The 22,263-nt window shown below is 68.7% G+C and carries 17 protein-coding genes; 5 read left to right on the top strand and 12 right to left on the bottom strand.

What is annotated here, in order from left to right:
* Positions 1 to 247: 247 nt before the first annotated feature.
* The 4 genes from NWE53_RS23290 to NWE53_RS23275 form a co-directional block, all read right to left on the bottom strand.
* Positions 248 to 1,060, bottom strand: a complete 813-nt coding sequence (locus NWE53_RS23290) for an ABC transporter permease (RefSeq protein ID WP_265054996.1) — start codon at positions 1,058 to 1,060, stop codon at positions 248 to 250.
* Positions 1,060 to 1,896 carry an ABC transporter permease gene (locus tag NWE53_RS23285; RefSeq protein ID WP_265051704.1) on the bottom strand — a complete coding sequence of 279 codons (837 nt, stop codon included), beginning with the start codon at positions 1,894 to 1,896 and terminating at the stop codon, positions 1,060 to 1,062. The genes NWE53_RS23290 and NWE53_RS23285 overlap by 1 nt, the downstream gene beginning before the upstream one ends.
* Before the next feature lie 171 nt (positions 1,897 to 2,067).
* The gene (locus tag NWE53_RS23280; RefSeq protein ID WP_265051703.1) at positions 2,068 to 3,198 is read right to left on the bottom strand and encodes an ABC transporter substrate-binding protein; all 1,131 of its coding nucleotides are present in this window, start codon (positions 3,196 to 3,198) and stop codon (positions 2,068 to 2,070) included.
* A gap of 15 nt (positions 3,199 to 3,213) precedes the next feature.
* Entirely contained in the window at positions 3,214 to 4,329 is a 1,116-nt protein-coding gene (locus NWE53_RS23275) for an ABC transporter ATP-binding protein (RefSeq protein WP_265051702.1), read from the bottom strand.
* A 152-nt stretch (positions 4,330 to 4,481) separates the two neighbouring features.
* On the opposite strand from NWE53_RS23275, the gene NWE53_RS23270 reads away from it, so the two are divergent.
* Complete coding sequence (locus NWE53_RS23270) at positions 4,482 to 4,964, top strand: 2'-5' RNA ligase family protein (RefSeq protein ID WP_265051701.1); 483 nt, start codon at positions 4,482 to 4,484, stop codon at positions 4,962 to 4,964.
* Positions 4,965 to 5,129: 165 nt separating this feature from the next.
* Here NWE53_RS23270 and NWE53_RS23265 read toward each other — a convergent pair whose 3' ends face one another.
* Positions 5,130 to 6,929: a chloride channel protein gene (locus tag NWE53_RS23265; protein ID WP_265051700.1), complete on the bottom strand. Its 1,800-nt coding sequence runs from the start codon at positions 6,927 to 6,929 to the stop codon at positions 5,130 to 5,132.
* A gap of 106 nt (positions 6,930 to 7,035) precedes the next feature.
* Positions 7,036 to 7,515, bottom strand: coding sequence for an Lrp/AsnC family transcriptional regulator (locus tag NWE53_RS23260; protein ID WP_265051699.1), 480 nt, complete (start codon positions 7,513 to 7,515; stop codon positions 7,036 to 7,038).
* Between the two features lie 102 nt (positions 7,516 to 7,617).
* Here NWE53_RS23260 and NWE53_RS23255 point away from each other — a divergent pair, with 102 nt between their 5' ends.
* Genes NWE53_RS23255 through NWE53_RS23245 form a run of 3 tightly spaced genes read left to right on the top strand, consistent with a single transcriptional unit; the run spans position 7,618 to position 10,728 of the window.
* On the top strand, positions 7,618 to 8,802 hold the full coding sequence (locus tag NWE53_RS23255) for a diaminopropionate ammonia-lyase (protein ID WP_265051698.1): 1,185 nt from the start codon (positions 7,618 to 7,620) through the stop codon (positions 8,800 to 8,802).
* A gap of 26 nt (positions 8,803 to 8,828) precedes the next feature.
* The gene (locus NWE53_RS23250) at positions 8,829 to 9,473 is read left to right on the top strand and encodes a glutathione S-transferase family protein (RefSeq protein WP_265054995.1); all 645 of its coding nucleotides are present in this window, start codon (positions 8,829 to 8,831) and stop codon (positions 9,471 to 9,473) included.
* A 58-nt stretch (positions 9,474 to 9,531) separates the two neighbouring features.
* A complete protein-coding gene (locus tag NWE53_RS23245) occupies positions 9,532 to 10,728 on the top strand; it encodes a multidrug effflux MFS transporter (RefSeq protein WP_265051697.1) in 1,197 nt (398 codons plus the stop codon).
* Positions 10,729 to 10,911: 183 nt separating this feature from the next.
* Here the strand turns inward: NWE53_RS23245 and NWE53_RS23240 are convergent, their stop codons facing one another.
* On the bottom strand, positions 10,912 to 13,062 hold the full coding sequence (locus NWE53_RS23240) for a transglycosylase domain-containing protein (RefSeq protein WP_265051696.1): 2,151 nt from the start codon (positions 13,060 to 13,062) through the stop codon (positions 10,912 to 10,914).
* A gap of 289 nt (positions 13,063 to 13,351) precedes the next feature.
* Between NWE53_RS23240 and NWE53_RS23235 the strand changes: the two genes are divergently transcribed.
* Positions 13,352 to 13,744 (top strand): DoxX family protein, encoded by a 393-nt coding sequence (locus NWE53_RS23235; protein WP_265051695.1) that lies wholly within the window; start codon positions 13,352 to 13,354, stop codon positions 13,742 to 13,744.
* A gap of 79 nt (positions 13,745 to 13,823) precedes the next feature.
* Here NWE53_RS23235 and trxA read toward each other — a convergent pair whose 3' ends face one another.
* The 5 genes from trxA to NWE53_RS23210 all read right to left on the bottom strand — a co-directional run bounded on the left by trxA (position 13,824) and on the right by NWE53_RS23210 (position 22,213).
* Positions 13,824 to 14,144: a thioredoxin gene (gene trxA, locus NWE53_RS23230; protein ID WP_038366779.1), complete on the bottom strand. Its 321-nt coding sequence runs from the start codon at positions 14,142 to 14,144 to the stop codon at positions 13,824 to 13,826.
* Between the two features lie 117 nt (positions 14,145 to 14,261).
* The gene (locus NWE53_RS23225) at positions 14,262 to 14,918 is read right to left on the bottom strand and encodes a DUF1345 domain-containing protein (RefSeq protein ID WP_265051694.1); all 657 of its coding nucleotides are present in this window, start codon (positions 14,916 to 14,918) and stop codon (positions 14,262 to 14,264) included.
* Positions 14,915 to 18,412 carry a double-strand break repair helicase AddA gene (gene addA, locus NWE53_RS23220; RefSeq protein WP_265051693.1) on the bottom strand — a complete coding sequence of 1,166 codons (3,498 nt, stop codon included), beginning with the start codon at positions 18,410 to 18,412 and terminating at the stop codon, positions 14,915 to 14,917. The genes NWE53_RS23225 and addA overlap by 4 nt, the downstream gene beginning before the upstream one ends.
* A complete protein-coding gene (gene addB, locus NWE53_RS23215; RefSeq protein ID WP_265051692.1) occupies positions 18,409 to 21,516 on the bottom strand; it encodes a double-strand break repair protein AddB in 3,108 nt (1,035 codons plus the stop codon). The genes addA and addB overlap by 4 nt, the downstream gene beginning before the upstream one ends.
* Positions 21,509 to 22,213: a nucleotidyltransferase family protein gene (locus NWE53_RS23210; RefSeq protein ID WP_442865054.1), complete on the bottom strand. Its 705-nt coding sequence runs from the start codon at positions 22,211 to 22,213 to the stop codon at positions 21,509 to 21,511. Before NWE53_RS23210 ends, addB begins: the two co-directional genes overlap by 8 nt.
* Between the last annotated feature and the right edge of the window lie 50 nt (positions 22,214 to 22,263).

The raw sequence follows: 22,263 nt of genomic DNA, 5'->3' as shown, positions 1-22,263 counted from the left end.
CGGAACCCATGAACACGGGTCTGCCGTCATGGTCGGGCTTTTCCCGACCATCCACATCTTCGCCGATCGAGCGTCTTGTTCAAGACGGGGATGCTCGCCACAAGGGCGAGCATGACGAACTGGAGCGATGTCGCGTTCATGGGTTCCGGCTCGGGCCTGCCGCCCGCCCCGGAATGACGCCGTGGTTCCGGTCCTAGCCGCTCAGAGCTTCACGACATGCGAGGGCGGGGCTTGCGTCCGCCTTCGCTCAGGCGCCGACCTTGGCGAGCACGTCGGCGCGCAGGAAGCGCTCGATGAACAGCATGAACAGCACCGAGGGAACGAGCAGGATCAGCGCCGTGATCGAGGCGACCTGATAATTGCCGCCCATCGCCGCATTGTAGAGCAGCAGCGGCAAGGTCGTGACCTGCGGCACGCCGACGAAGAAGGTGCCGGTGAACTCGTCGAGCGATTCGAGGAAGACGAAGATGCCGCTGGCGATGATGCCGGGCGCGGCGAGCGGCAGCGTCACCGAGAAGAAGGCCTTGAGCGGCGAGGCGCCGATATTGCGGGCCGCGAGCTCGAGGTCCCGGTCGACCGCCGCGAAAGCCGCTGCCGCGATCCAGACGGAATAGACGAGGCCGTGCGCGGCGTGGACGAGCACGACGGCGAAGACCGTGCCGTTGATGCCGAGCTGATAGAAGACGCGCGCGACGTTGATGTAGATCGCGACCGAGGGGAAGGCCTGGGGCAGCAGGAAGAGCACCATGAAGAAGGCGCGCGCCGGCAGCTTCAGCCGTGCCAGCGCGTAGCCGGCCGGGATCGAGAGCGCGAGCGCGACGATCACCGTCAGCACCGCGATCCAGACCGAGGTGCCGAGCGAGGCCATGGCGTCGCCGGTCGGGCGGAAGACCTGCTCCCAGTAGCGCGTGCCGTAGACGACCGGCAGCTTGTAGGGCGTGTACCAGCGCTCGGCGACCGACCAGAGCGCGAGATTGGCCAGCGGGCCGATCAGGACGAAGGCGAAGGCGATGAGCAGGAAGGCGGCGAGCGTCGCACGCGCGGTCGAGGCTACGCGCATCATGGCGTGCCCTCCTTGGCCATGCCGCGCTTGAGGTAGATGATCGCCGCGCCGGCCGAGATCAGATAGGTGATGACGCCGAGCGCATTGGCCGTGGCGTAGTCGCCATAGGCGTTGATGCGGAAGGCCATGTCCACGGTCAGCATCGTCGGCTGCGAGCCCGACACCATCATCGGCACCGAGAGCACCGAGAGCATCGTCACGAAGGAGAGGACGAGCGCGACGAGGAGCTGCGGCATCACCTGCGGCAAGGCGAGCTCGATGAGGACGCGCATGCGCGAGGCGCCGAGATTGCGGCCGGCCTCCAGCGTCGCGCGGTCGAGCGAGGCGAGCGCGCCGGCGAGCAGCAGCGCGACGAAGGGCGTCTGCTTCCAGACGAAGGTCGCGATGATGCCGCGCCAGTCGAGGAAGCTCACCGCCTGCAGCGGCTCCATCAGGCCGAGCGAGACGAAGGTGTTGTTCATCAGCCCGTTCTTGGCGAGGAAGGTGCGCATGCACTGCGCCGCGACGATGAAGGGGATGAAGAGCGGCCAGCGATAAAGCGCTTTCAACGTGCCGACAATGATGCGGTTCTCGCCCAGCGTCAGCGTGCCGGCGATGACGATGGCGGCGAGCGCAGTCAGCAGGCAGGACGCGAGCACGATGATGACGGTGAAGACGATATCGCCGGAGTAGAGCTCATAGGCCTTGGCGAAGGCCTGCAGCGAGAAGCCGCCCTGGGGGCCGGTGAAGGCCGAGATCAGCGAGAAGCAGAGCGGATAGAGGAACAGCGCCGCGACGAGGGCGAGCCCCGGCGCGATCAGCAGCAGGGCGAGATTGCGTTGGGAAAGGGACATTCTGCGCGACCGCTCCTGAAGCTCTGCGCCGTCATCCCGGACAAGCCGCGCGAGCGGCGCCGATCCGGGATCCATCGGGGGGCTGCGGAGTTCCAGGATGGATCCCGGATCTCCGCTTCGCTACGTCCGGGATGACGCGGTGTTTCCACGCGCCATCCCGCAAGGCGAACCTCAGTTCGCGACCTTCTTCTCGTAGCCCTCGAGGATGTCGTTGAAGTAGGGCGCGATCGGGAAGGGCTTGCCGTTCTTGGCGAGCTCGGCCGGCGTGACGTCGGTGAAGAGCTTGTCCCAGGCGGCCTTGTCGAGCTTGCCTTCGAGGTTCTTGGCATCGATGCCCGGATACCAGTTGAACTTCTTGACGATGCCGTCGGCCTGGACCTGCGGGCTGGTGGCGAGCGCGATGAAGGCCTCGGCCAGCTTCTTCTGGGCCGACTTCTCGGGAACCGCGTAATACATCGGCTGGCCGGGCATGCCGGGCGAGACGAGCTTCAGCTTCATGTTCGGCGGCAGCTTGCCGTCGGCCTGCCAGGAATAGAACATGTCGACCCAGACCGGGCCGATCGCGATCTCGCCGCGGTTCAGCATGTCGAGCGTGCCGGCGTTTCCGGGGGTGATGACGGCGTTCTTGTTGAACTCCTTCAGCTCGCCGAAGGCCTTGTCCCAGCCCGCCTTGGTGTTGGCGTCATAGGGGCCCTGGATCAGCTTGTCGGCGTCGCCGCCGAAGGCATAGACCCAGCCGGCGACGAAGGAGACGCCGGACATGCCGCCCTTGATGCCGTTATAGCCGAACTGCTTCGGGTTCTTCTTGGCCCAGTCGGCAAGCTCGGCGAAGGTCGCCGGCGGCGTCTTGACCATGTCGGCATTGTAGGCGAGCGCGGTCTGCGACTGGAACATGGGGATGACGAAGCCGCTCACATCGGTCCCGAGCGCGTTCTTGGCGGCGTCGCCGGTGGCGAGCTTGGCCGTCTCGACATTGGCCGTGTACTTGTTCAGCAGCCCTTCCTTGACCATCTGGCCGGCGGCCTTCTGGTGAATGACGAGCACGTCGAAATCGGTCGCGCCCGCGCCCTTCTGGGCATCGAGCTTCTCGTAGATCTTCTGCGAGCCGGAATCGCCCGGGCCGGTGCCGACCGAGACGACCTTCACGCCGGGATGGGCCTTCTCGAACATCGGCCCGAGATAGTCCTTGACGTAATCGACCATGTTCTGGTCGCCCGCGGAGGCGACGTTGAGGGTCTGCGCGGATAGCGGCGAAGCCACGATCAGCGCAGCGAGCGAGCAGGCAAGCGTGATGATGCGCATGTGTCTGACTCCCTGTCAGGCGGCAATCCCGGCCTCGGTCGCCGGGAAGATGTGAAGGCGCTGCAGCGGAATGCGCAGCCCAACCTTCGTTCCGAGTTCGTGACGGCCGAGATCGTCGACCGTGATCTGGCGGCCGGCGGCTTCCACCTTGTAGCGGTAGATGCCACCGGGATAGGCGCGTGCGGCGATGGTGCCGGGCACGACGAGATCGCCTCCCGCAGCCGGCGCATCAAGCGCGTCGAGGCTCGCGACGTCGTCGCGGAAATAGGCGAGCGCGTCGCCGGCCGGCAGCGCGGAGGCGGCTTCGCCGGCAAGCGTCGTGCGCGCGTCGCCGGCCGCGACCGCGGCATGGCCGTCGCCACGCTCGACACGCAGCGGCAGCACGTTCTCCGCGCCCATGAAATTCGCGACGAAGGCGCTGGCCGGGCGGTCGTAGACCTCTTCCGGCGTGCCGACCTGGGCGATGTGGCCGGCCTGCATGATGACGAGCCGGTCGGCCATGGTCATGGCCTCCTCGCGGTCATGGGTGACATGGACCGCCGTCAGCCCGAGACGCTGCTGGATGGAGCGGATCTCGTGGCGCATCGTCATGCGGATCTTGGCGTCGAGATTGGAGAGCGGCTCGTCGAGCAGCAGGATGCCGGGATCGATGGCGAGCGCGCGGCCGAGGGCAACACGCTGGCGCTGGCCGCCGGAGAGCGCCGTGACCTTGCGGTCCTCATAGCCGGCGAGCCCGAGGAAATTCAGCATCTCGCCGACCTTGGCGGCGATCTCGGCCTTCGACTTGCCGCGCAGCTTGAGGCCGTAGCCGATGTTCTGCAGCACGGTCATGTGCGGCCAGAGCGCATAGGACTGGAAGACCATCGCCATGCCGCGCTTTTCCGGCGGCTGACCGGCGACATCCTTGCCGCCCACGATGATCGAGCCGGACTCGACCGGGACGAAGCCGGAGAGCGAGCGCAGCAGCGTGGTCTTGCCGCAGCCGGAGGAGCCGAGGAGCGCCGTGAAGCTGCCGGGCGTGAAGTCCAGATCGATGCCATGGAGCACGCGCGTGCCGCCATAGGCGACCTTGAGACCGCGCACGCCGATGGCCGCGCCACTGCCCGTTCTGGCTTGCGTTACCGGCTGCAAGGCGCCTACTCCCCACTTCGTTTTTGTTGCCGGATAATGGAATTTTTCTTCCATTGACCGACCCGATTGAAATAAACATTACGTACGGGGCGCACTATGTGCAAGAGCTTTGTGAAACTTGGATGACAGCGCGGATACATTCTCTCTGGCTCATGCCATCGCCGGCCGACGAGGCCATGCTGACGGGGCTCGTCGGCGAATTGTCGGGGCGCTTCGGGACCCCATTTTTCGCGCCGCATCTGACGCTGCAAGGTGACACGGAGCTGCCGCCCGCCGCGCTGGAACGCGCGGCAGCGGCGGCAGCGGAGACGGTCCCGGCCTTCTCGGAGGCCGTCGCGATGGTCGAGGGAAGCGAGGCCTTCTTCCGCTCCTTCTATGCGCGCTTTGCCGTCTCGCCGCCGCTGGCGAGGCTGAAGCGCGCGCTCGACCCCGAGGGTCTCGACAGCTTCATGCCGCATGTCTCGCTGCTCTACGGGCCGGTCGAGGCGCCAGCCAAGGCAGCGGCGATCGCGGAGGTACAGGCGCGACTCGCGGGACGCATGATCCACTTCGACCGCATCGGCATCGTGACCTCGGGACAGGATATCGCGATCGCCGACTGGCGGCTTGTTACGAGCGTGGAACTCCGTTCGTAGATTCCACGACGCTACAAAAATGCGTGTCATCCCGGACGGAGCGAAGCGATGATCCGGGATCCATGGCTGAAGCTTCACCGGCAGCGCTCCGGCATGTCTCCCGGGTCAAGCCCGGGATGACCGCGCGTTCCTGAGAAAGCCTGGAAGCCTCCCGGTAAGAGACGGCTACTCGCCGGTCAGCTCGCGGTTGCGGCGGCTGATCTCGTCGCTGTAGCGCTTGATCGCGTGCGCCTCGCTGAGGATGCCGACGAGGCGGCGCTTCTCGCGGTCGGCGACGACCGGGAGGGCTTCGCTCTCGGCTTCGTCGAAGAGCTTCAGCGTATCGCGCACCGACATGTCGGCCAGCAGCATCCTGTCGGGATTGCGCAGGAGGTGCCGCACCGTGCGCGGAGCGGGCTCGGCCGCCGCCTCCTCGTCCAGCCCCGGATCGGGCTCGTAGAGGGCGCCGGGCGGCACCATGCCGGCATAGGCGTCGCCCGGGCCGACCGCGACGAGATAATTGGTCGAGCCCGGCGGATATTTCAGCCGGGCTTCGGCGATGGTGGCATCGGCGGCGATCTTCGGCACCTCGATGCGCATCATGCTGCCGGCCGTCAACTCGCGCATCCAGCCGACGTCATGGGCGCCGCGGATACTCTCGCCGCGCAGATGGAAGCGCCAGGTCGCGAAGGAGAAGCCGAACAGGCGGCGCGTGACCAGCGAAGCCGCGCCGGCCGCGCCGACGACGGCGAGCGTCAGCTTGAGATCGCCGGTCATCTCGAGCGCGAGCAGCGTCATGGTCATGGGCCCGCCGACGATCGAGACCGCAAGCGAGCTCATTCCGACCAGCGCGAACAGCGTCTCGTGCCCTGCGAGGTTCGGAAAGCCGAGCGTCAGCACGCCGATGAAGAGACGCCCCGTCAGCACCCCGAGCAGCAGCGACGCGAAGAACAGGCCGCCGCGGAAGCCGGAGCCGATCGACACCGAGGAGGCCAGCGCCTTGGCGACGAGCACGAGCGCCAGCAGCAGCAGGCTCGCATCGATGCCGAGGTAGAGGTTGATGGCGCCGTGGCCGGCCGAGAACACCGAGGGGTTCCAGATCGCCAGCGCCCCGACGACGAGCCCGCCGAAGGCCGGCCGCAGCCAGGTCGGGATGCGCGAACGCCGGAATCCTGCCTCGACGAAGGCGGCGGCGCGCATGACGACGATGCCGACGAGGCCGCAGGCGGCACCGAGCAGGACGACGAGGGGCAGGTCTGACACCAGGATCGAACCGATCGGCGGCACCTCGACCGCGAGCAGCGACGGGGCGAGCAGGCTATGCGTCACCGTCGCCATGAAGGTCGCGGCCATTACCGGCACGAAGGCCGCGATCGAATAGCTGCCGAGGATCAGTTCGAAGGCGTAGAAGGCGCCGGTCAGCGGCGCATCGAAGGCCGCGCCGATGGCGCCGCCCGCGGCACAGCCGACCATCAGGCGCATATCCGCCCGGCGCAGGCGGAAGCGGCGGCCGATATGGGAGGCCAGCCCGCTCGCCGCCTGGGTATAGCCGGCTTCGAGCCCGACCGAGGCGCCGGCGCCGCTGGAGCCCATGGTCTGGAGCGCGACGAAGGCGCTGTCGCGCAGCGACATCCGCCCGCCATGCAGCGCATTGGCCTCGATCGGGTCGATCGGCTGCTTGCGACGGCGGAAGAACAGCCAGGACGCCAGGCCCATGGCGAAGCCGCCGAGCACGGGGCCGACGATTGCGCGCCAGGGCGGTATCGTCGTGGTGATCGAAAGGCGCTGCCCTGCGGCCAGCCCGAAGATCAGCTCATGCAGGAGTTGCGTCGTGAAGGACATCGCCAGCACGATCAGCCCGGCGAAGACGCCGACGACGGAGGCCAGCACGACGATGCCGATCTCGCTCGATCGGATGAGCGCGCGCCAGCCCTGCGGCGCATCGCCCGCCCCGGCTGCGGCTTCGGAGGCTTTCACGGTGATCACGGCAAGGCCCGTCAGGCTCGTTCGTCACGTCCGCTCGCGGTCGCATATCGGAGAGGCCAGAACAAGACGCCATGGCGATACCGCGCCTGCACCCGCCGCGGAGCCGCTACGGGATTGGCACGGCCAGCCCCGTCTTGACCCGGTCCATGGCGACGAAGCTGCGGAACTTGCGGATGTTGGGGTTGGCGAAGAAGAGCCGGCGCGTGAGCGCCTCATAGGCCGTCATGCTCGGCACCAGCACCACCAGCATGAAATCGACCTCGCCGGTGACGTAGTAGCATTGCTGCACCTCGGGCGCGGCGATGAAGGCGCTCTTGGCAGCGTCGATGTCCACCGCCGTCTCGCTCACGAGCTCGATCTCGACGAAGAGCGTGATGGGATGACCGAGGGCCACGGGATCGACGACCGCGACATTGGCGCGGATGACGCCGCTCGCCTCCATCCGGCGGATGCGGCGCTGCACGGCCGGCGCGGAGAGATTGATACGCTCGCCGATCACGCGCTGCGGCGTCGTGTTGTCCTGCTGCAGGATGACGAGGATCGCCCGGTCGAAGGCGTCGAGATCATAAGCGGCCGGCGCTGGCATTGAACGTCCCGAGAAACAAACTTGCGTCCGAGGGCTGTAATTCCGGCGCCTTTTTCGCCTGGATTGCAATATTCATTCACGATCCGCTCCAGCGAGGCCGACATGTTCCTGCTTAACCGCCATCGCGATTACCGTTCCGCGCTTCATCCGAAGGATGTCGAGACGCTGGGCCCGGCCGGGGCGGACGCGATCGAGGCGCATCTGGCCGAACGCCCGAACCATGTGCCGACACCGCTCCATGACCTGCCCGGCCTCGCAGCCGCGCTCGGAATCGGGGCGCTGTTCATCAAGGACGAAGGCCAGCGGCTCGGCCTCGGCAGTTTCAAGGCGCTCGGCGGCGCCTATGCGGTGATCCGGCTGGCTCTGGAAGCGGCGTCCGAAAAGCTCGGCCGCCCGTTGAGCGACGCGGACATGAACGACCCCGCCGTCCGTTCCGTGGCGGCCGGGATGACCTTTGCCTGCGCGACCGACGGCAATCACGGCCGCTCGGTGGCGCAGGGGGCACAGCTGCTCGGCGCGAAGGCTGTGATCTTCGTGCATGGCGGCGTCAGCGACGAGCGCGTCGCCGCCATCGCCCGCTTCGGCGCGGAGATGGTGCGCGTCGCCGGCACCTATGACGATTCAGTGGTCGAGGCGACCCGCGTCGCAACGGAGCGCGGCTGGACCATCGTCTCCGACACCTCCTGGGACGGCTATCAGCGTATCCCCGGCCTGGTGATGCAGGGCTATACGGCGATCGCCCGCGAGGCGCTGGCTGAGATGCCGGCGCGGCCGACCCATGTCTTCGTGCAGGCCGGCGTCGGCGGCATCGCCGCCGCGCTCGCCGCGCAGATGCTGACCGCCTTCGGCGAGGACAGGCCGTTCTTCACCGTGGTCGAGCCGTCGCGGGCGGCCTGCATCTTCGAGGCCGCGCGACAGGGCCGGCCGGTGAAGATCGCCCATGGCGAGCCGACTGTGATGGCGATGCTCGAATGCTACGAGCCCTCGCCGCTGGCGTTGCGCGTGCTCTACCGCGCCGCCGACGCCTTCCTGACGGCGGAGGATGCGGACGCTGTCGAGGCGATGAACCGCCTCGCCCGCCCCGCAGCCGGCGATCCGGCCATCGTCGCCGGCGAGAGCGGCGGTGCCGGCCTCGCCGGGCTGCTCGCGGCGTTGCGCAACCCGCAGGCGCGCGCCGCGCTCAAGCTCGATGGCGATTCCCGCGTCTTCCTCGTCAACACGGAAGGAGCGACGGATTCGGAGCGCTATGCCGAACTCGTCGGCCTCAAGCCCGGCGAAGTCGCGTGATCACCAGTATGACGGGCGCCGAACGGCTGACGCTCTATTCGCAGAGCCATTCGCCCTATGCGCGCAAGACCATCGTCTTCGCGCATGAGGCCGGGCTTGCTGACCGTATCGCCGTCGTCGATCACGAGACCAGCCCGACCAACCGCAATCCCGAGGTGTTCGCGGTCAATCCGCTGGGCAAGGTGCCGGTGCTGATGACGCCCGAAGCGGGCGCGATCTTCGATTCTCTGGTGATCTGCGACTATCTCGACGGGCTGCATGGCGGGCCGAGGTTGATCCCCATCGCAGGCAAGCCGCGCTGGCAGGCGCTGCGTTTGCATGCCGTCGCGCAAGGGCAGTGCGACGCCGGCATCGCTCTGCGCTGGGAGACGGCGCGACGGCCCGAGCATCTGCGCTACCCGCCGCTGAGCGAGGGACAGACGACGAAGCTGGTGGCATCCTACGACCTGCTGGAACAGGCAGAGGCTTTCGACGAGCCGGTCCATATCGGCCATATCGGACTGGCGACCGCGCTGGCCTGGCTCGAATTCCGCGCGCTGCCGGATTTCCGCGCCGGTCGGCCCCGGCTGACGCGCTGGTACGAGACGTTCTCGCAGAGGCCTTCGATGCGGGCGACCGCCTATCACGGCGAGACACAGGACGGCCCGGCGCAGCCCGCCATTGCCGGATGACCGGCTGACGTCGTAGCAGGGGCGCGCGGCCCCGCTCCGGCTGCGCCGGAGGCCGCCCATGAAGCTTCGTCCCGATACGCTGGCGATGACCGCCGTCCTCGCCATGCTGACGGCGCTCGGCCCGCTCTCGACCGATTTCTACCTGCCCTCCCTGCCCGAGATCGTGCGGGTGATGGAGACCGATGTCGCCGGCGCGCAGGCGACGCTCTCCTCCTTCCTGTTCGGCTTCGCGGCCGGGCAGATCTTCTGGGGGCCGCTCTCCGACCGACTGGGGCGCAAGCCCGTGCTGCTCGCGGGCCTGGGTCTCTTCGCGCTGGCGACGCTCGCCTGCGCGCTCGCGCCCTCGATCGGCGCGCTGACCGCCGCGCGGGCGCTGCAGGCGCTCGGCGCCTCCGGCCCGATCGTGCTCGGCCGCGCCATGGTGCGCGATCTCTACGATGGCCCGCGCGCTGGCCGCGAGCTGGCACGGATGGGCATGATCATGGGTCTGGTGCCGGCGGTCGCGCCGGTGATCGGCGGCGTGCTTCAGGTCGCCTTCGGCTGGCGCTCGACCTTCCTGGCCTCACTCGTCTTTGCACTTGGCCTCGCGATCGTCATCGTCACGGTGATGCCGGAGACGCTGCGCGTGCGCTCGCCGCTGCCGCTCTCGCCGCTCGCGATCTTCCGCGGCTTCGGCGTCCTGCTGCATAACCGGGCCTTCCGGGTCTATGTCGCCCTGACGGCGCTGGCCTATGCCGGGCTCTTCGCCTTCATCTCCGGCTCGTCCTTCGTGCTGATCGGCATCTACGGGCTGACGCCGGTGGAATACGGCTTCTCCTTCGGCTTCGGCGTGCTCGGCTACATCGCGGGCACGATCATCGCGCAGCGCCTCGTCGGGCGGCGCGGCATGGACGGCGTCATCGCCATCGGCGTCGGCTGCCTCGCCGGTGGCGGACTGGCCATGCTGGTCGGCGTCCTGACCGGGCTGGGCGGACCGGCGGGCGTCGTCGTGCCGATGGCGATCTATGCCTGCGGCGTCGGCCTGGCCATGCCCCAGGCCCAGGCATCGGCGATGATGCCGTTTCCGGACCGGGCCGGCGCGGCCTCGTCCTTCAACGGGCTATGCCAGATGCTGCTCTCGGCCTGCGTCGGGCTGCTCGTCGGCCATCTGCTGAAGAACGCCGCGCTGCCGCTGCCGCTGGTGATGTCGGCGCTGGGCGTGACCGCGCTGGTGCTGTTCCGGGCGACGCGCGCGATCCGGACGGCGAAGGCTTAGACCGTCCTGCATTCCGACGCACCGCGCCGTCTTTCCGGGGCTTCGCGTCAGCGAAGAGCCCGGAACCCATAACCGCAGTTTGGCATGACGAGGCGGCTTGTCCGCAGGCTTTTCCTGAAGCACCCGCGGATATGGGTTCCGGGCTCGGCCCTGCGGGCCGTCCCGGAATGACGGTGAGGTTCTTCAGCCGCCGAAGAGCCGCTCGAAGAAGTTGCGCTCCTGCGGAGCGGGCCTGACCCAGGCGCGATCCGAACTCGCGGGCTGGACCGGCGCCGGAGCGCCGGCGTCGGCCACCGGCGCGCCATCCCCGAAGATCGTCTTCGGCGCGCCCTGCCAGAAGCCTCCCGGCAGCGGGACGGGCTGGGCGCCGGCATGGGCGGCCTTCATGTACTTGCCCCAGATCTCGGCCGGGAGGCCTGCACCCGTGACGCGCTTCATGGTCGAGTTGTCGTCGTTGCCGACCCAGACGGCCGTGACGAGGCGCCCGGTGAAGCCGACGAACCAGGCGTCGCGATAATCCTGGGTGGTGCCGGACTTGCCGCCGACCTCCCAACCCGCGAGGTTGACCTTGCTGCCGGTGCCGCCGGTCATCACGCCATGGAACATGGTGTTCATCATCGACAGCGTCTGCGGCTGGATCACCGGGCCGAAATTATTCGCCTTGCGGGCATAGACGACCTTGCCGCTGGTCGAGCGGACCTCGCGGATGACATAGGGCAGCACCGACTGGCCGCCATTGGCGAAGCTGGCATAGGCCGCGGTCATCTCCAGCGGCGTCACCTCGGATGTGCCGAGCGCCAGGGACGGGTTCGGCTGCAGCGGAGAGGTGACGCCGAGGCGCTGGGCCGTGCGGATCACCTCGCGCGGCGTGACCTCCTGGATCAGCCGCGCGACGACCGTGTTGAGCGAATGGGCGAAGGCGGTCTGCAGCGTCACCGGGCCGCGGAAGGTGCGCGAATAGTTTTCCGGCTCCCAGCCCTTGATCGAGACCGGCGAGTCGTCGCGGATCGTGTCCGGCGTCATGCCCTTCTCGATCGCGGTCAGGTAGACGAAGGGCTTGAAGGACGAGCCCGGCTGGCGATGCGCGGCGGTGGCGCGGTTGAACTGGCTCTTGGTGTAGTCGCGCCCGCCGATCAGGGCCCGGATCGCGCCGTCCGGAGCGAGCGAAACCACCGCTCCCTGCGAAACGTTGAGCTTCGACCCTTGAGCCGAGAGCGCATCGACCAGGATCGTTTCGGCCGAGCCCTGCAGCTTGGTATCGATCGTGGTGAGCACGGTGACGTCGCCCTCGACGGCGCCGATGAAGTCGTCAAGGACATCCATCACGTAATCGGCGGCATAGTTGACCGAGCCGGCGCCGACCCGCTCCGGCACCTCGGCGGGCGCGGTGAGCGCGCCCTTGGCCGCCGCCTGCGAGATGAAGCCCTGGTCGGCCATGGCAGCGACGACGAGCTGGGCCCGCTTCTCGGCGAGGTCGGGATTGCGATTGGGCGCGAGGCGCGATGGCGCCTGGACGAGGCCGGCCAGCATAGCGGCCTCCGCGATCGTCACCGAGCGCGCCGACTTGTTGAAATAGCGCTGCGCCGCAGCCTCGACGCCATAGGCGCCGGAGCCGAAATAGACGCGGTTCAGATAGAGCTCGAGGATCTGGTCCTTGGTGTAAGTGCGCTCCAGCCAGAGCGCCAGGATCGCCTCCTGGATCTTGCGGGCCGCCGTGCGCTCCTGCGTCAGGAAGAGGTTCTTGGCGAGCTGCTGCGTCAGCGTCGAGCCGCCCTGGGCGACGCCGCGCCCGCGCAGATTGGTGACGAGCGCGCGGCTGATGCCGATCGGGTCAATGCCGAAATGGTCGTAGAAGCGCCGATCCTCGATCGCGACGAAGGCCTTCGGCAGATAGGGCGGGATCTCGCCGATGGTGATGGTGCGCCCGCCGGTCTCGCCGCGATTGGCGAGCAGAGAGCCGTCGGCCGCGAGGATCGCGATGTTCGGCGGCCGCTTCGGCACGGTGAGCTGGTCGATCGGCGGCAGCTGCGAGGCGTGATAGGCGATGAAGCCGCCGAGCCCGATGGCGCACCACAGGCCGAGCACCATCGTCCAGTAGAACAGGCCGCCCAGCAGCGAGCGGCGCCGGCGTCCACGACGCTTGCCGCCGCCTCCGCCCCCGCTGCGCTTGTTGCGCACCGGCTGACTGCGCGGCTGCGGGCGTGCCGCGGCGCGGTGACGGTGTAGTGGGCGGTCGTCGTCGGAAACGCGCATGTCAAAATCGTCGCGGCTTTCGCCGCTCTCATGATCGAAGGACGGCTCGCGCCGCTCGCCTCGTTTGATCCGGTCGTTCATCCCTGTCCCGTTCCGGCCGACATGCCGCCTGCAATGCGGTCAGGTCACACAGGATTCAAACATGGCGCTTTTAAGGGGTGGTTAAGCGTGCACCGCGACGTTGAGGACACAGCCGTCGCGAGATCGTGATCAAACTTGCAAATGCGCAAACGAAAACGTCATCAAACGGGATATTGCGCAAAATCGAACCGCTCGCCTACAAGCACATCGTCACGCTCGATCGCTCAGCTACTCCGGTTGTCGAAGCCGTTTCAACACTCGTTCGATCCCTTCCATAAAGAGGCACAGCATGCAGTCGCTCAACCGCTACGCGCCGTATTTCCTTGGCGTCCTGCGTATCGTCACCGCGCTGATCTTCATCGCTCACGGCACGCAGAAGCTGTTCGGCTTCCCCGTGCTGCCGCCCAACGGCTCCCTGCCGCCAGCCTTCACCATGTACTGGTACGCAGGCGTGCTCGAGCTGGTCGGCGGCCTCCTGGTCCTGTTCGGCTTCCAGACCCGCATCGCCGCCTTCGTCCTCTCGGGGCAGATGGCTTTCGCCTACTGGATGGGCCACGCGCCGAAGAGCTTCTACCCCGTCGCAAACGGCGGCGACGCGGCGATCCTGTACTGCTTCGTCTTCCTTTATCTCGTCTTCGCGGGCGCCGGCGCCTTCGCGATCGACAAGGACAGCCGCGCCTGACGGCCCGCTGATCCGACCGAAAACGAAAAGGCCCACTTCCTCACGGAAACGGGCCTTTTCTGTCTTCAGGGCGCGCCGATCAGACGGCGGCGGAAATCCAGCGCGAGAGATCGCTCTTCGGCGCCGCGCCGACCTTCTGCGAGGCGAGCTTGCCGTCCTTGAACAGCATCAGCGTCGGGATCGAGCGGATGCCGAACTGCGCCGGGATCTGCTGATTCTCGTCGACGTTCATCTTGACGATCTTGACCTTGCCGTTGAGCTCGGTCGCGATTTCCTCGAGCGCCGGGCCGATCATGCGGCAGGGGCCGCACCATTCCGCCCAGAAATCCACGACGACCGGCTCGGAGGACTTGAGGACATCAGCCTCGAAGCTCTGATCGGTTACCTTGCTCGTTGCCATGACTGGCCGCCTTTCGGTTTCAATGGGCGGCAATGCCACCCTTCGCCAGCGAAGCTATGAACGCCCGCCTCTCCGGTCAAGGCGCGTGCGCCGCAGGGCAGAGGCGAGGCCGACGCGTCACGAGCCGCCTGAAACCAGGCCGGCCCCGACATTGATCGCCATCGCCAGGATCGAGGTGTTGAAGACGAAGGCGAGGATCGAATGCAGCAGCACGACCGCCCGCGCCTCGCGCGTCGTCACCCCGACGTCCGAGGTCTGCGAGGTGCAGCCGATCGTGTACGAGAAATACAGGAAATCGACATAGTTGGGATCGGTCTCGCCGGGAAAATCGAGGCAGGGCTCCTTTTTGCCGCCGCGGTAGTAGACGCCGGCATAGTGCAGCGTGAAGAAGGCGTGCAGCAGTGTCCATGAACACAGGATCGTGACGCCTCCGAGCGCGAGATGGAGGCCGCGATCGGGCGCCGGCACCGACCCGATGCCGGTGAGCTGCAGCACGATGGCGACCAGGCTCGTGCTCGCCGCCAGGCAGGAGATGATCAGGATGGCGAAGGCGCCCTCGTCCTGCCGCTCGGCCCGCGCCCGGATCTGATCGACCGACTCGGAGAACATGGTCGAGGCCAACAGGCCGAGATAGAGGATCGCGCCGACATCCCAGGCGATCAGCAGCCGCGTCGCCCAGCGCCAGTCGCCGGGCAGCACGGCTGCCAGGCCCACGCCAGCCCCCAGTGCCGCCAGAAGGCGGGGGCGCAGCAGCAGGGATGGCAGGAGCTTCATGATCGGGACGATCCGCCGGGGGCGCTCACGCTACCGCCCGGCGCGGCCCCTGCCAAGGCGAGGAGCGCCACGTCGAGCTGCACCGCGTCGGGTTCGAAATGAACGAGGTTCGCGGTGTAGACCACCAGCGTGCGGATCGCGCGTCCGGGATAGATCGCCTGCATGAGCGCGGCATAGGCGGCAAGCTGCGCCAGCGTTCCCACCGGGATCGCATCGGCACGCTCGGGCGGCCGGGCGGTCGTCTTGAAATCGGCGATGATGACGCTGTCCGGAGTGACGGCGAGCCGGTCGATCCGCCCGGAAATGGCCCGCGACGTGCCGTCAGGCAGTTGGATGGCACCGGCGACGGGGACCTCCGCCAGCGCGCCCTCGGCGAAGAGTTTGGAAAGGCCGGGCGCGTCCAGCAGGGCCAGGGCTTCGGCGACGATGCGCGCCCGCCGTTCCGATGACAGCGCGCCGCCGCGCGCATCCGCGAGCGCCTCGGCCGTTTCAACGCGGCGCTCGGCAGGGACATCGGGCAGGAGCTGCAGCAGGAGATGCGCCAGCCGGCCGGCAGCCGCTGCTTCCGCCAGGAACGGCCCGTCACCCGGCCGCTCCTCGCCGTCCGCGGCGGACAGAGCATTCGACGGTTTCAGCGGCGGGGCGGGCTCGGCCTCGCGGATGACGGGCTTCGCCAGCCAATCCGGGCGAAGCGGGAGTGGCTCGGCCGGCCGCTCCTCGATATCGGGCGACGGCTGGGGCGGCGTCACGGCGAAGCGCAGGATCGCCTCCTCGCCCTCGCCGATTTCGACCAGGCTCGGCTCTGACTGCGCCAGGCCTTCCGTAATCATCGCATACCAGCTTCCGGCCGGCGACTCGCCCTTGGGCTGCGTGCCGCAGACGATCAGGCGGTCCTCGGCGCGGGTCATCGCGACATAGAGCAGGCGGTGATGCTCCTCGACCATCTGGTCTACGACGAGAGCCTTGGCCGCAGCCGTCGCCTGCGTGTCCTCGGCGCTCGCCGGAGGCCAGATCGGCACGAGGCTGTTGCGTGGCGTGGACACCGCCAGGATCTTCGGCAGGCGCTTGGCGCCGGGCTCGACGCCGAGATCGGCGAGGATGACGACCTTGGCCTCCAGACCTTTCGAGCCATGGACCGTCATGACGCGGACCTCGCCGGCGCTGGCCGAGAGATCGCGCTTCACGTCGGCGGCGCTGCCGGTGACGTGCTGGAGGAACCCCGCCAGCGAGGGGCCGTAGCGGCGCTCATGGTCGAGCGCCGCATTGAGGAAGGCATCGAGCGCATCGCCGGACTCCGCGCCCAGCCGGGCGAGCGCGAGATTGCGCCCGCCGCCTGGGCCGAGCAGACCGGCGAAGAAGCGGAACGGCCCGCAGCGCCCCGCCTCTCGCGTCCACTCGGTCAGCTTTGCCTCGGCCGCGGCGTAGCGCGGCTCGCGAGCAGCCTCCTCCTGCAAGGCTGTGCGCAGCGAACCCTGGCGACCGGGCGCAAGGTGGAGGAGATCGTCGTCGTTCAGGTCGATGAGCGGCGTCTTCAGCGCCGTGGCCAGCGTCAGATCGTCGTCCGGCAAAAGCAGCGTGCGGCCGAGCACGACGAGGTCCTCCACCGCCGGATGCTCGGCGAGCGTCAGCCGGTCGCGGCCGGTGACGGGGACGCCCGCATCCTTCAGCGCCTTGACGATCGCCTCGAACAGGGCACCGCGCTGGCGCAGCAGGATCATCACGTCGCCTGCGGAGAAGGGATTGCCGCGATCGTCGCGGCGGTTGCGATGCCAGCGTTGCAGGGTGCGCGCGATGCGCTCGGCGAGCTTGACCGTGCCGCTGCGCCGCTCGGGCGCATCGACCGGCGTGGTCCAGGCGTCCGGCGGCTCGCCGGTATCGTTGGCCGCGATCGGCCAGATATCGACCGTGCCGGGCGCGCTGCGGCGGACCGTATCGTGCATCTCGGGACGCGCCGCACCGTCGAAGACGAGGCCGCGCGCATGGGTGGGCAAGGCGAAGACGGCGTCGACGGCCTGCATGATGTCCGGCGCGGAGCGGAAGGAGGTGTTGAGGCTGATCGCCTCGAAATCCAGCTGGGCGGCTTCGATCCGCTTTTCCAGCGCGCGGCGCTCCTCGCCGAAGGCGGCCGGTGCCGCGCCCTGGAAGCCGTAGATCGACTGCTTCTCGTCGCCGACGACGAAGATCGTGCGGGGCTTCGCGCGGAGATCACCGCCGCTGGTGAACTCCTCGGCCAGCTTGCGCAGGATCGCCCATTGCGCCTCGCCGGTGTCCTGCGCCTCGTCGAGCAGGATGTGGTCGATGCCGGCATCCAGCTTGTAGAGCACCCAGGCGGCCTCGACGCGCTCCAGCAGCGAGCGCGTGCGGGCGATCAGGTCGTCATAGTCGAGCAGCGAGCGCAGGCTCTTCTGACGCTGGTAGGAGGCGAGCATGCGCGTCACCAGCAAGGCGAGCGCCGCGCTGCGGTCTCGGATCGCCACGGCGTTGATCGCGTCGGCTGCCGTCAGCAGGCAGGCGGCGAGCGCTTCCAGCGTCGCGACCAGCGCGCCGTCGAACTCGGATTTGCCCTTGCCACGGATGTTGGCGTTGATCGTGCCGGCCTCGGTGATGAAGCCGCGCCGGCAGAAGGCGATGGGGTCGCCATCATCCTGCCCGGCGAGCAGCGTGCGCAGATTGGCGGCCACGTTCTGGCGCGTTGCGCTGCCGGCGTGGAGCGCCTCGATCAGGGTCTGGAGGCCGGGCAGCGCGGACAATTCGGCGCGAAAGACCCGCCTGATCGTATCGGCTTCGAGGTCCGGCGCAATGCCGAGGAAGGCGGCGATGCCGGCCAGCATCTCCCGCGGATCGCGGGCGCGGCCGTTCTCGTCGCTGAACAGGGCGCGCTGGCGCAGCGCCTCCTGCACCATGGTTTCGAACGAGTCCTGCGCGGCCAGCTGCGCCAGCAGGTCGAGCGCCTTCGCCTCGGCTCCGCCGGGGTTCGCCGCAACGAGCGCCAGCAACTCGCGCCGCGCCTCGCGCAGCATCTCGGCCTGGGCGAGATCGTCCGCGACCTCGAAGCGCGGCGGCACATTCGCCTCGAAGGGCGCCGCCTGCAGCACGCGGGTGCAGAAGGCGTGGATCGTCTCGATGCGCAGGCCGCCCGGCGTCTCCAGCGCCTCGGCGAAGAGGCGGCGCGCCTTGGCCCGCTCGGCAGCGGCAGGGGCGCGGCCGGTCAGATTGGTCAGCTCCTTCGCAAGGGCAGCCTCATCCAGCGTCGCCCAGGCGCTCAGCGCCTTGAAGATGCGGTTCGCCATATTGGCCGCCGCCGCCTTGGTATAGGTGATGCAGAGCATGCGGCTCGGCGCCACACCATCGAGCAGCAACCTCAGCACGCGGTTGACCAGCACATGGGTCTTGCCCGAGCCGGCATTGGCCGAGACCCAGGCGGAAAGGCCGGGATCGGCGGCCAGCGCCTGGCGCTGGTTGGTCAGCGACGGGACGATCCAGCCCGGCTTCACGCCTCGCCTCCTTCGTCACCACCCGGCGCGGCGGACCATTCCTTCACCCGGGCGAGATGGTCGTAGGGGCTGGCATAGCGGATGTAGTCGGGCGCGCGCCGCGAAACGAAAGCCTCGCGTCCTGAGCGCAGCGCGTCGAGATGTCCGAGCAGGTTTTCGAGATGGCGTGCTGCGACATCGGCCAGGGTCTCGTCGCCGAAATCGAGCGGCTTGTCCTTGGCCCAGCCTTTCGGATCGTGGTGGAGCTTCATGTAGATGACAGCCTCGACCGGCGTCGGCCCGGTGAGACCCTCGAAGCCGGAACGCGCCGCGAGCTCGGCTTCCAGCGTCAATTGCGGCGCGAAGCCCTTCTCGACCTGCGCCTTGCTTGGCGGCGCGCCGGTCTTGAAATCGACGATGCGCAGTGCGGGCTCGCGCGTCAGCTCGATCCTGTCGGCTCGGCCGCTCAGGCGAAAGCTGCTGCCGTCGGCGAGCGTGAAGCTTGCGCCGGTGAAAAGCTCGACGCCGATGCGTGCGATACCGCCGCGCCGGCGCTCCTCCCAGCGGATGTAGTGTCCGGCCGTGAGCAGGAAGCGCGGCCACCAGAAGGCACGCACCTCCGGCACATCGTCATAATCCCTGAACAGCCTGTCGCCGATGGCGATCAATTGCCCGAGCGCATCTGGCGGCATTTGCTCGGGATAGGTCCTGGTGAAGCTCTCGACGATGTTATGCAGCAGCCGGCCGCGATCCTGCGCGGTCGGGTCCTCGATCAGCCCATCGAGCGCGTCGAGCTTCAGGATCTTGCGGGCGTGGATCTGATAGGGGTCGCGGTAGAGCGTCTCGACCTCGGTGACGCTGAGCAAGAGCGGCTGCAGCGCGCGCGGCGGGCGTGGCGCCGGGCGGGCGATCGCCTTCACGTCGGCGGGAGCGCTCAGCAAGGCAGCAAGCCCACGCAGGCGCTTGCCTTCATCGAGCGCCGCGCTCCAGACCGCCTTCGGCGTCACCGCCTGCAGGCGCTGCCAGAAGCGCGAGGCGATGGTTTCGGCCTCACCGACCTTGCGGGGCCGCGTCAGCGTCACCTGCGGGGCCATCAGCGCCTGGGTGAAATCATGCGCCGTCTGGCCGACGCGGCGTTCCGGCGGCGACAGGCCGAGCTCGGCGCGCATCGGCCGGTTGATGAAGGAATCGGTGGTGGTCTGCGGCGGCCACACCGCCTCGTTGAGGCCGCCCAGCACGACATGATCCGCTTCGAGCAGGCGCGCTTCGAGCAGGCCCCAGATCGCGACGCGGGGATGGCCCGGCGTCGCGCGCTTGACCGCCCGCTCGGCCAGCAGCCCGTCGAGGATCGCGACGAAATCCTGCGGCCGCCCACCGGGCGGCATGACGGCCTCGGCACCGGCGAGCTCGTCGAACAGCCCGGCCAGCGTCTCGCCATCCGGTCCGAGGAAGGCGAGTGGAGTGCCAGCCTCCGTCATGCCGACCGCCGTCACCGCCTTGCGCGCGGCCATGACGACCGACGCCAATGACGGCTGGTCGAGAAAGAGCGCTTCGAGCAACGGCGCGCAGGCGGTTTCCAGCGCATGGAGCACCACGGTCGCGGCGGCCGCGTCCTCCGCCGTCAGCCGCTTGCGCGGACGGGGAACATGTCCCCGCTCGCGCAGCTCATCCCATTGACCGAGCGCGACATGCAGGCCCGCCAGGCCCCGGCCGACCGCGTTGCCGCGCCAGCAGCCGATTTCCAACGCAGCAGCGCCGCGCGCCAGCGTCTCACGGGAGAGGCCTAGCCGGCAGAGCGGGTGAGCGAAGAGCGGAACGAGCGATGCAGGCGTCATCTGCCCCAGCGCCGCCTCCAGGATCAACCGCAGCAGCGAGCCGGCCGGCCAGCGTGCCAGCGGCATGCCGGCGGAATCGTCGACCTCGACGCCCCAGCGCGCCAGCTCGACGGCGACGCGCTCGGCAAGGCCGCGATCCGGCGTGACGAGCGCGGCCCGCGCCTGCGGCCGCTCCAGCGTCTCGCGGAGCGCGATGGCGACAATGAGAGCTTCCTGACGCTCGTCGGCCGTCTCGACGATGCGCAGGCCGGCGAAACCGGCTGCCGCCTCACCAGCCGCGATGCGCTGATCGAGGCTGGCCCAAAGCTCGGTGACGGAGGCCGGCAGCATCGCTTCGCGGAGAAGGTCTCCCCTCGCATTGCGGGCGGCATCGGGCGCCGCCAGCTCCCGCACGTCGTCGCGCTCGGCACCGAGCGTCTCCATCAGGTGGTGCAGCGCCGCCTGCGGGTGCGAAGGCGCGGGCTCGCCCGCGATGGCGTTCCAGGCGCGCTCGTCCAATCCGAGATCGATGCCGGGCAGCACGACCGCCCCGTTCGGCAGGCGGGCGATGGCCGAGAGCAGCCGCGCCGTCGCCGGGACGGTGCCGGTCGAGCCGGCGGCGATGATCGGCCCCCTCGCCCCGCCGGCCAGCAACCGCTCGCGCTCGGCCGCCAGCATGCGGTTGCGGAATTCGGCCGGATCGATCGCGCCCTGGTCGGCGAGGATCTGCGGCCAGGCATCGCCGAGGATGGCGAGGAAGCTGGCATTGAGCTGCCAGACCTTGTCGAAGCGGGCCGCATCGAGCGCCGCCAGCTTCTCGACCGGCACGTCTTCGGTCTGCAGCTGGTCGAGCAAGGCGGCGAGATCGCCGGCGAGGCCATAGGCTTCCGCCAGCGTCGCCGGCACCAGCGAAGGCTCGCCGGGGTCGAGCCTGAGATGGCTGCGGTTGGCGCTGCGGCCCCAGGCATCGACCAGCCGTGTCAGCAGCATGCGGCGCTTGAGCGGATCGATCGGGGCAATGCGCCCGCCCGACCAGGCGCCGGAGCCGATCAGCGCCGTCTCGGCTTCGTCGACATCGCCCAGCGGCACGATGCGTGGCAGCAGCAGCGGCTTGCCGCCGAGCTTCTCGGCCAGGATCGTGGTGAAGGCGCGGGCGGCGCGGCGCGTCGGCAGAAAGAGCGTGGCCCGTGCCATCGCTGCCGGATCGGCCGGGTCGTGGATCGGCCCGAGCCGCCCATCGAGCATCGCCTGCGCCAGCACGTCGAGAAAGGGCGCTCCGGCGGGGATGCTGAAGAGATTGAGCTCAGGCATCGACCGTTTGCGTGGCGAAGGCAGCCTCGGCCGGCGCGATCGCGTCGGGCGTGCCGACATGCAGCCAGCGCCCTTCCAGCCGCTCGCCGAACAGCCGGCCACGGGCAATGGCACGGTCGAAGAGCAGGTTGAGCGAGAAGGGACCGTCCGGCGTATCGGCGAAGAGCTCCGTCTTCAGGATGGCGACGCCGGCATAGACCCAGGGCGCACTCGCTGCACTGCCGCGCCGGGCGAGGCGGCCGTCATCGCCCAGGAAGAAATCGCCGGCGCCGTCGAAGCCGATACTGGTCTGGCGATCGGCGAGCAGGAGAAGCATGTCCATCCGCTCGGGCTCCCAGGCTTCCACCATCGCCTGCATGGCAGGCCGCCCCGTCTCGCGCCAGAGCGCGTCGGAGTTGACGTGGAAGAACGGTGCGGCGCCGAGCAGCGGCAGCGCCTTCTTCACCCCGCCGCCGGTCTCCAGCAACTCGGCCCGCTCGTCCGAGATGGTGATGCGTGGCTGGCTACGGTCAGCGAGACGGGCTTCGACCTGCCCGGCAAGGTGGTGGACGTTGACCACTGCTTCCTCGACACCGGCATCGGCCAGCCGGTCGAGCATATGGTCGAGCATCGCCTTTCCGCCGATCTGCACCAGCGGCTTCGGCAGCGTGTCGGTGATGGGGCGCATGCGCTGCCCGAGCCCGGCCGCCAGCACCATCGCCCGGCGGATCGGAGGCGAAGCGGTTGAAGTCACGCGAATCTCCGTAT

It is taken from the genome of Bosea sp. NBC_00550, assembly GCF_026020075.1.
In the GTDB taxonomy this organism is placed as follows: Bacteria; Pseudomonadota; Alphaproteobacteria; order Rhizobiales; family Beijerinckiaceae; genus Allobosea.
Note: the sequence above shows the minus strand (reverse complement) of the source record. Positions and strands in the feature narration are given on the sequence as shown.